Here is a 9,591-nt window from a genome sequence, read left to right as displayed (position 1 = left end):
GCTCGAGCACCACCTGGCCGTTGAACTCCACCTCAGGCTCGCCCGCGGGCAAGGGCCCTTCGCGGTGCTCGAGCCGCGCGCCGGCACGCTGGTGCTGTTGCACGGCCACACGTATCACAAGGTGCTGCCGGTGCATGGCCGCTACCGGGTGTCGACCAACTACCGTGCCACGCCGGCGGGCACGCCCGAAGACATCACCGACATCTGCGTGTACCGCAACATGCGCTACTCGTTTGCAACCCACAGCGTGATCGAGGAACGCCGCGCCTGACGGCCGCGCGAGTGGGCCTGGCAGCAACACGATGGTGCGATCGGGCCGCATGCCTCCGTTCAAGGGCACGAGCCACGCGCTGTGGAACACGGTGGAGCCGCGGCTGAACCGCGTCTTCGACCACATCGACGACCACATCGCCGAGCCGATCGACCTCGATGCGCTGGCCGCGCTGGCAGCCTACTCGCGCTTTCACTTCATCCGCGTGTTCGACGCGTCGTTCGGCGAGACGCCGTACGAGTTCATCCGCCGGCGCCGCATCGGCCTGGTCGCCTCGCGTTTGCGCCTGTCGGTGCACGAGCCGATCAGCAGCATTGCCTTGTCGTGCGGCTTCTCGTCACAAGAAACCATGGCGCGTGCCTTTCGCCACACCTACGGCATGAGCGCCACCGACTGGCGCCACGGCGGCTGGCGTGAAGGCCAGTTGCGCGCGCCGCCACTGCCCGCGCAGCGCGCGCAAGGCCTCGTCAACGTGAGCTATCGGCCCGAACGCCCGTTGTTCTATGTGCGCGTGCGCGGGGCCTATGAAACCGTCGTGCCGCAGGCCTGGGCCCACTTTGCGCAGTGGGTGCGCGGCATGGGCCTGAACCCTGTGGCGTGGTACGGCATGGGGCTGGACGACCCTGGCCTCACACCGCCCGAGCACCTGCGCTACGACGTGTGCGTGGAACTGGCCCAGCCCCTGCTCGAGGCCTTTCGCTGGTCGCAGCGCGAGCCCATGACGCTTCACGGGTCGTGGAAGCGATTTGTCGGTGGCCTGTATGCCGCGATGCCGTGCCCGAACACCGCAGAGTCATCTGACGCCGCCTGGGAATACATGCTGAGCCGATGGTTGCCCGAGAGCGGCTATGCCGTGGGCCATGGCAACTTCTGTGAGCTGTTCCCCGCCAGCGCCCGCTTCACCGGCGAGAACGGACGGCGCGAACTGTTGTTGCCGGTGCGCATGCTGCGCTCGGCCTGAGCCTGCAGCAATTGCTTGCAAGCTCCGCAATGGCAGCAAGACCGAAAGGCAGATCGATTCCTAGACTGACCTGACAAAGATCCCAACCAGGAGACAGCATGACACTTCGATTCAACCTGCACGCGTGGCGAGTGGCCGCCGCGGCAGCACTCGCCTTGGTGGGCGCCGGTTACGCAGGCGGCGCCTCGGCCCAGGCCTTCGGCATCGATGCCACCGGCAAGCTCTACCACGTGGACCGCGGCTGGTCTGCCAGCTTCAACTACCTGTGCCTCAACGGCGAGTGCTACACCGGCACGCGCACCAACGGCCGCTTCGAGCGCAGCGTCTCGGTGACGCCGGGCGCCACCTACACGCTTGAGTTCAAGGTGCAGGACAACGCCACCGGACAGTGCCTCACCGGCAACCACACGCTCACCTACGCAGCGGGTGGTGCGAGCCTTGCCTCCACCCCCTGCAGCGGCGGCGGCGTGGCCGACACGCAGTTGCCAACGGTACCGGGCGGCCTGGCGGGCACCGGCACCTCGTCGTCGAGCATCGCGCTCACCTGGAGTGCATCCACCGACAACGTCGGCGTGACGCGCTACGACATCTACCGCGGCACCACGCTGGCGGGCTCCAGCGCCAACACCAGCTTCACCAACACCGGACTGAGTGCGTCCACCAGCTACAGCTACCGCGTGCGGGCCTGCGATGCCGCCGGCAACTGCTCGGCGCAGTCGACGGCGGTGAATGTGTCGACCACGGCCAGCGGCGGCGGTGGGGGTGGCGGCGACACGCTGCTGCCTACGGTACCGGCGGGCTTGAGCGGCACCGCCACCTCCGGCACCAGCATCGCGCTGACCTGGAATGCAGCCAGCGACAACGTCGGCGTGACGCGCTACGACGTCTATCGCGACGGCAACCTGGCGGGCTCGAATGCGGCGACCAACTTCAACAGCACCGGCCTCACCGCCGCCACGCCGTATAGCTTTCGCGTGCGTGCTTGCGACGCAGCGGGCAACTGCTCGGCGCAATCGGCCGCCGTGAGCGTGACCACCACGGGCGTGCCCAGCGTGCTCGACTGGACGACCAACGCCTACTCCGACCACAACATCGGCCCGGCGCCGCGGCCCAATCCGCCCGACGCGTTGGCCACACCCTTGAACGGCTACGCGCCCACCACCAACGGCTTTGCCTTCGACATCGACGGCAGCACCCTGCGCTGGCGCTGGGGCCCGGGCATCGTCAAAGCCGCCAATGACGCCGACCTGGAGATGCACTGCTCCACCGACAACGGCATGACCTTCAGGAAGACCACGCTGGCAGCCGGTGTGGCCACCATCCCCTGCAGTGGCACCTACACCTACTTCTTCCGCTACAAACAACCGGGCCTGTTGACCAACAACCCGTCAACGCAGTGGGCCTACACCGGCTACTTCACCACCGCCGGTGCGCGGGTCAACCCGCACGCCTACGCCGCCTTCACCGACGGCTCGGCCAACTGGATGCGCTTTCGTCACCCGATCGCGCATGACGGCGTGACAGCGGCCATTCTGGATGCCATGCACAACAACGACCTGCTGCGCAACCTCGACCGCTACACCCTGTGGGTCGACGATGCGCCGGGCAACGTGAGGCTCGGCTTCCAGATCGCCGGCAGCGTGCTGCGGGTGGAATCGATGACCCGCGCCGACAACCCGAATGGCCAGCAGTTCTTTGCCGTCAACCAGAACCCAGGCTTCGGGGACGCGTTCAGCTACGGGCAGGTGGTGAGTTTCGAGATCACCGCGGTGGCGGGCCGCACCGGCGCGCAGACCTACAACGACTTCACCCACTACACCATCGGCTACGGTTGGAGCTCGAAGTACGGTGACCCGCGCCTGCAATCGGCCGGCAAGGCGTCGACCAGCCAGCTCTTCTCGGACTCCGGGGCCTACTCCAACCTGGAGAAGAACGCCGTCTTCACGCAGCCCATGGTGACCATCCACAAGGAAGACATGATCGATGACTTCATCGTCGGCCACCATCTCTTCCACGGGCTGGACCCGAAGGTGCGTGCCACCACCGCATTCGGCGCGGTGAAGATCGGCAGCACCACCTGCGGCACCTGCCACTTCCGTGATGGCCGCGGCTCGGCGCCGGTCAACATCCCCGGCAAGGGCATGCGCCTGCCGCCGCCCATCTACGGCACCAAGCTGCTCGAGTCCATCGTCGGCCGCACGGCAGGCTTCACCTGGGATGGCTCGCAGCCCACGGTGGCCGCGCAGGTGAACAACGCGCTGGTGGTCGACCATGGTGTACAGCCGTCCTCATTGCCCGGCCGTGTGGTCGACCTGCTCGTGAAGTACACCGAGGCGCTGACCGTGCCGAGCCGCAACCCGAACAGCTACGACACGCCCGGGGTCGAAGAAGGCGACAGGCTCTTCAACCAAGCCGGCTGCGGCGGCTGCCACACGCCCGTGCAGCGCACCAGCCCCACGGCCGAGACGCACCTGCGCAACCTGGTGCTGCGCCCCTACACCGACATGAAGGTGTGGAACGTGAACGGCGGCAACTTCCGCACTGCGCCGCTGTGGGGTCTGGGGCACAACCTGGAGATCCTGCGCCGCAACGGCCGTGCCGAGCTCTACATGCACGACGGCTCGGCCACCAGCATCGACGCGGCGATCCAGAAACACACCGGTGACGCCGCCGCGGCGAGGGCCTCCTACAACGCCCTCACGCCGCAGCAGCGCGAGAACGTGGTGAAGTTCGTCGAGACGCTTTAAGGTCTGCCAACCCTCGGGCCACCCTTCGCAATGCGAAGGGTGGCTCTTTTCCTTTTTGTCGCGGCCGGTCCTTGGCATTCGCAGTCTGTCGCCGTCCAAGACGGGTTCATCGCAATGGTTGCCCGCAACGGGATCGCAGCAGCTAAGGTGCGCGGCGTTCGCACCGGCAGCGCGAGCCAGCAAACGTCAACTGTGAAGGAAACCTGTGCCCAAGCTCCAAAGATTCGGTGGCATTGCCGCCCTTGCCGCCGCCGCCACCTTCGTGGTCGGGTTCTGGCTCTACTTCACGTTGCTGATTCCCGCCAAGTACGGGTCGCTGAAGATTGATCCGGTCCAGCACGCGGCCTTTCTGGTCGAACACCGCGCCACCCTGTATGCGTGGAACCTGGTCATCTACGTCGTCTTCGGCGTGCTGCTGGTGATCCTGGCGCTGGCACTCCATGAGCGACTGAAACCGGCTTCTCCTGCGTTGACGCAGGTGGCCACGGCTTTTGGCCTCATCTGGGCCACTCTGGTGATTGCCGCCGGCATGGTCGCGAACATCGGCGCTGGCGTGGTTGTCGAGCTCTACGCTGCCAACCCTGCACAGGCGGCGCTGGTCTGGCTGAACTACAACGTCATCCTCAATGGCCTGGGGGGCGGCAATGAGATCGTCGGCGGCCTGTGGCTGTTGCTCATCAGCCTGGCCGTCTCGCGCTCCGGCGGGTTGCCCAAAGCGCTCGGCTACTTCGGAGGGCTTGTGAGCATGGCGGGTCTTCTCACCACCATTCCCCCGCTGAAGGAGCTGGGCGAGGCCTTTGGGCTGGGGGTGATTGTTTGGTTCGTGTGGCTGGGGATTGTGCTGCTGCGTCTGCGCCCACCCGCTCAATGAATCTCAGCGTGCATGCAGCGTCGTGCGCACCGGCATCAGCAGCTGGCTCACCTGTCGGTCATCGTGGCGCTGGCCGGGGATGGCATCGCTGTTCGCGAACGCGTCGCTGAACTGCCCGGTGCCCATCGCAAAGCCGCTGCCTGGCAGCCAGTCTTCGAGCAGGGCGCGCCAGGCCTGTGGCACACCGGCCACGCTGCCGTCGTAAGGCATGCTGGCGTAGTAGCCAGGCACAAACTCTTTCAAAGACACCATCGCCGGCGCATCGCGCAGGGCTTGGCGTGCCTGATCGGCCTGGTGCTCGGGGATGACGGCACACACGTCGTAGCGGCATTGCTCCGGGGCGGTAAGTGCGGGGTCGTCCAGGCCGTTGCCCATCCAACCAGAGGGTTCTATGCCGATGCTGCGCACCCAGGGCACGAAGCTCGCCCAAGTGGGTGCCACGGTTTGCTGATAGTTGCCGCGCACGCGGCGGTAAAGCAGCAAACGGCGCGGCTGCTTCACCACGCTCACCGGCCCGTGCGGCAGCTCGGGCAAGCGTGGCAAGTCGCCCACGGTCCACTGGCGCCAGCCGCCACGCTTCCAGTCGCCCGCGCTCATGCCGTAGGTCTGGCGGAAGGCGCGCGCCAGGGTTTCGCCACTGGCGAAGCCGGTGGCAATCGCCACGTGCTCGATGGGCTCATCGGAGGCGAGTCGCAGGCGCCCGGCCGCCAGCTCGATGCGGCGGCGGCGCACGAAGTCGTAGGGCGTTTCACCCATCTTGCTGCGAAACACCCGCAGGAAGTGAAAGGGCGAGTACGCCGCCAGCGCGGCCAGGGATTCGAGCTCCAGCGGCGCGGCCACATGGCCGTCGATGTGGTCCATCACCCGGTTGAGCCGGGTCTCGACAAAACTCAGCTCAAGGTCTTGCATGGCTGACGAGTCTCAAAAATGGTGGTCTCCCAGGGGCGCAAGGGGAACCCAACCCCCACCCGATGTCAATGCGGTTTGCCCGATCAGGGTTTGCGCGCGCAGATGCGCAATCTCTGCAAGGCGGTGTTTGTTCGAAAGGAAAACAATTCCGGATCGCCCGGGCAGAACACGCAGCAGACGTGGCTCTCAGGAATCCGGTGCGACGTACCGTTCCAACAACTGGAGACTGACATGCTGAATTTTTCAAGAAAGCGCCGATGGGCCTTGGCTCTCGCGCTGGCCGCGGCCTTGGGTGCCTGCGGTGGTGGCGATCGCGACACGGGGGATGCCGCCGCCCAGGCCAGCGGCGCCCCCTCGGAACGCGCCCATGCAGCGCCTGCCGCCACGGCGCGCAACCTGCCCGCGGGCAACAAGATCCGCTTCATGGTCGGCCAGACCTCGCCAGACATCACCGCCTTTCGCAACACCGTGTTGCAAGACAGCGGCTTCCTGCGCCCGACCGGTGTCACGCTTTACACCCACATCAGCACCGGTTGCAACGGCTTGTCGGGCCGCTGCGATCTCGGCTTCAGCGGCAACGTGGTGGACTTCAATGCCACGCTGGCCGAGAACCCCGGCGCCTCGCTGGCGGTGGGGCTGTTTCTCGCCGATGGCGGTAGCAACCAGCCGCTGCGCGCCTTGCTCGGCCGTGCCTTGTCGGAACAGGTCGCAGCGCAGCACGGTTACCCCGGCCCGCAGACCGACCTGACCGACGACGTGGTCAACGGCTACCGCGCGCGCCTGGACACGCTGCTCAACTACCTCAAGAACACCGGCCGCCCGGTGTTCCTGCGCTTCGGCTATGAGTTCGACGGCCCGTGGAACCGCTACAGCCGTGGCCACTTCAAGGAAGCCTTTCGCTACGCCAAGGCCCGCGTCGACGCGCTCGGCGCCAGCAACGTGGCGATGGTGTGGCAGTCGGCCACCTACCCGACCGATGGCGACCCCGCTTTCGCGCAAGACTTCGGCAACCCCAACCACCTCAGCGACTGGTACCCCGGCGACGACGTGGTCGACTGGGTGGGCATGAGCAACTTCTTGTTCGACGCCAGCTTCCGCACCCGCCAGTACACCTGCCGCGGCGTGGCCTCACCGCACGTGAGCAACAACCCGAACACGCTCTACGACAACATGGTGAACTTTGCCCGTGCGCGGGCCAAGCCGGTGATGGTTGCCGAGGCCACCCCGGTGGGCTACCACCTGCAAAACGTGACCGGCAGCTGCGTGGTCGAGAACAACCCCGTGGCCGTGAGCACCGGGGAAATCCAGCTCTGGTACCAGAACTTCTTCGACTACATCCTCGCCAACAAGGATCAGATTCGCGCAGTCTCGTACATCAACTCCAACTGGGAGGCGATCAAGCAGTTCAACTGCCAGGGTGCGGCCGGCTCGCCCACCTGCACCGACGGCTACTGGGGCAACTCCGCGCTGCAGGCCAACACCGCGATCAAAGATTACGTGAAGAGCCGCCTGGCCGATGCATGCTTCGAGGGCAACAGCGCCAGCTGCGGTTCGGGTGGCGGTGGGGGTGGCGGTGGCGGTATCACCGTGCCTGCTGCACCGAGCGGGCTGGCAGCCACGCAAGCCAGCAGCACGTCGATCGCGCTGAGCTGGGCCGACAACGCCAACAACGAGACCGACTTTGTGCTCCAGCGTGCCGTGGGCACCGGGGCCTGGGCCGACCTCGTCGCGCTGGGCGCCAACGTGCGCAGCTACACCCACGCAGGGCTCAGCGCCGGCACGCGCTACCAGTACCGCGTGGCGGCACGCAACAGCGCCGGGGCATCGGCGTACTCCAACATCGCTGACGTCACGCTCAGCGGTGGTGGAGACGGTGGTGGTGGTGGCGGTGGCGGTGGATCGGGCAGCACGCTGCCTGGCGTGCTGACCAGCACCGCCTTCACCGGCAGCCAGACCTTCAACGTGACGGTCAACACCGCGGGTGCGTACTACTTTGTCGTGAGCTACAGCTCCACGGCCAACTCCAAGCTCGTGGTCACCAGCTTCAACGGCGCCACCGCCCACGCCGCTGTCGACACCGGCAGCGGCAATTCGCAGACCATCGACTTCAACGGCGTGGGCACCGGCGCCAAGACGGTGGTGGTGAACGCCGAGTCGGGTGTCACCGTGACCCGGGTCGAAGCCTTCAAGCGCTGACGTTCCCCGGCCGGCGACCCGTTGCGGCCGCCGGCCTTCTTTTTCTCCAAGGAGATCACCATGAACCGCATCAGCGGGGCGCTGCGCGCCCTGTGCCTCGTCACGTCTGCCGTGCTGGCCTTGCCGGCGGCGCAGGCCGCCAGTTTCGCGCCGGCCGAGGGCAAACTTTTCCTCGTCGGTCAATCCAACCGCGCCGCGTGGGACAACTGGCTCACCATCGGGCAAGAGCCCAACGGCGGCTCGGTCTACTACGAGCTCAAGTCGGCCGCGTTCAACACCGGCATGGGCAGCGTGCCCATCCACCAGGAATTTGCCAACCTCGTCTCCAGCAAGAATGGCAAATTCATCCAGGTGGGCGTGAGCTGGAAAGACAACCCACCTGGCTGGAACGGCGACAACGCCGTGAAGGAGCAGGCCTCGAAGAACGCCACCCAGGCGCTGGCGAACGGCAGCTACCTCAACCTCTTCGACAACCTCATCAACTACATCAACAGCAAGCAGAACACCAAGTTCCTGCTGCGGCTGGACTATGAGGTCTCAACGGCCTTTCACTGCACCGATGCGAGCTGCAACTCGTACAAGGGCGCGTTCAACAGCATCGCTGCCTACATCCGCGCGCGGGCGGCCGCGGGCAACGTGTCTTTCGTGTACCACCCGGTGCGCGGCGAGTTTGCCCAGCTCTACCCGGGTGACGCCAACACCGACTGGATCGGCCTCTCGGTCTTCAACCACGAGCTGTGCCTGCCCATCTACAACCAGACGAGCGCGCTCTACAACGGCACGCCGGGCGTGGGCTTCGACGTGGCCGCCAACAAGTGCAAGGGCTACATCTTGCAGACGGTCAACGGCAACACCAATGCCGCACCGTACAACTTCGACTACGACATGAACGTGCTCGAGATGGTGAAGTTTGCCAAGGACCACGGCAAGCCGATGATCTATTCGGAAGCGTCGCCGATGAACTTCGTGGCCGGGCAAAACGGCAACGGCACCGACTCCGACGCGCTGGCCGCCACCTGGGCCCACCGCTTCTTCGGCCTGATGAACTACAACGGCCCGCTCGCCAACCGTGCTGGCACGCATGACCTGCGCGGTGTCATCAAGGCCGTGGTCTACATGAACCTCGACCTGCGCTACGGGTGGGATGGCTACTACGGGCAGAGCGGGGGGTTTTCCTTTCCCTACGACGACATGTGGTTCAACAACGTGCAGGTGCCGCTGTACAACGAGTACAAGACAGCGTTTTGCAATGGCCTGTCGGCGCACGGTTTCCTGGCGCAGTGCGGCACGGGAGGCGGTGGGGGCCCCACCGTTCCGGGCGCGCCGTCGGCGATGTCGGCCACGCAGGCATCGAGCACCTCGATCGCGCTGAGCTGGAGCGACAACTCGAACAACGAGAACGACTTCTCGATCCAGCGCGCCATCGGCACCGGCGGCTTTGCCGGCCTGGCCACGGTGGGCGCCAACGTGGGCAGCTACACCGACACCGGCCTCAGCGCCGGCACGCGCTACCGCTATCGCGTGGCGGCGCGCAACGGCGCCGGCGTGTCGGCGTTCTCCAACGAGGGCGACGTGACCTTGAGCGGCGGTGGTGGCGGTGGCGGCGGCGGTGGTGGTGAGGTGGGCGGTGGCGGCA

The 9,591-nt window shown here is 66.2% G+C and carries 7 protein-coding genes; 6 read left to right on the top strand and 1 reads right to left on the bottom strand.

All coding sequences use genetic code 11. From position 1 onward, the window contains the following. The 4 genes from RMO40_RS02085 to RMO40_RS02070 form a co-directional block, all read left to right on the top strand. On the top strand, positions 1-271 hold a 271-nt coding region (locus RMO40_RS02085), incomplete at its 5' end, for a hypothetical protein (RefSeq protein ID WP_309715587.1). Positions 272-320: 49 nt separating this feature from the next. After that, positions 321-1,232: a helix-turn-helix domain-containing protein gene (locus RMO40_RS02080; RefSeq protein ID WP_309715584.1), complete on the top strand. Its 912-nt coding sequence runs from the start codon at positions 321-323 to the stop codon at positions 1,230-1,232. 98 nt (positions 1,233-1,330) lie between these two features. Then, positions 1,331-3,979: a family 31 carbohydrate-binding protein gene (locus RMO40_RS02075; protein ID WP_309715581.1), complete on the top strand. Its 2,649-nt coding sequence runs from the start codon at positions 1,331-1,333 to the stop codon at positions 3,977-3,979. A 205-nt stretch (positions 3,980-4,184) separates the two neighbouring features. Beyond that, a complete protein-coding gene (locus RMO40_RS02070; protein WP_309715579.1) occupies positions 4,185-4,850 on the top strand; it encodes a DUF4386 family protein in 666 nt (221 codons plus the stop codon). A 3-nt stretch (positions 4,851-4,853) separates the two neighbouring features. Here RMO40_RS02070 and RMO40_RS02065 read toward each other — a convergent pair whose 3' ends face one another. Then, positions 4,854-5,759: a helix-turn-helix domain-containing protein gene (locus tag RMO40_RS02065; protein WP_309715577.1), complete on the bottom strand. Its 906-nt coding sequence runs from the start codon at positions 5,757-5,759 to the stop codon at positions 4,854-4,856. 231 nt (positions 5,760-5,990) lie between these two features. On the opposite strand from RMO40_RS02065, the gene RMO40_RS02060 reads away from it, so the two are divergent. Next, positions 5,991-7,955, top strand: coding sequence for a fibronectin type III domain-containing protein (locus tag RMO40_RS02060; protein WP_309715574.1), 1,965 nt, complete (start codon positions 5,991-5,993; stop codon positions 7,953-7,955). Positions 7,956-8,015: 60 nt separating this feature from the next. Further along, positions 8,016-9,591 (top strand): fibronectin type III domain-containing protein (locus RMO40_RS02055; protein WP_309715571.1); only part of this gene is annotated, 1,576 nt, incomplete at its 3' end.

The organism is Rhizobacter sp., assembly GCF_031412075.1.
Lineage (GTDB): Bacteria > Pseudomonadota > Gammaproteobacteria > Burkholderiales > Burkholderiaceae_C > Rhizobacter.
Note: the sequence above shows the minus strand (reverse complement) of the source record. Positions and strands in the feature narration are given on the sequence as shown.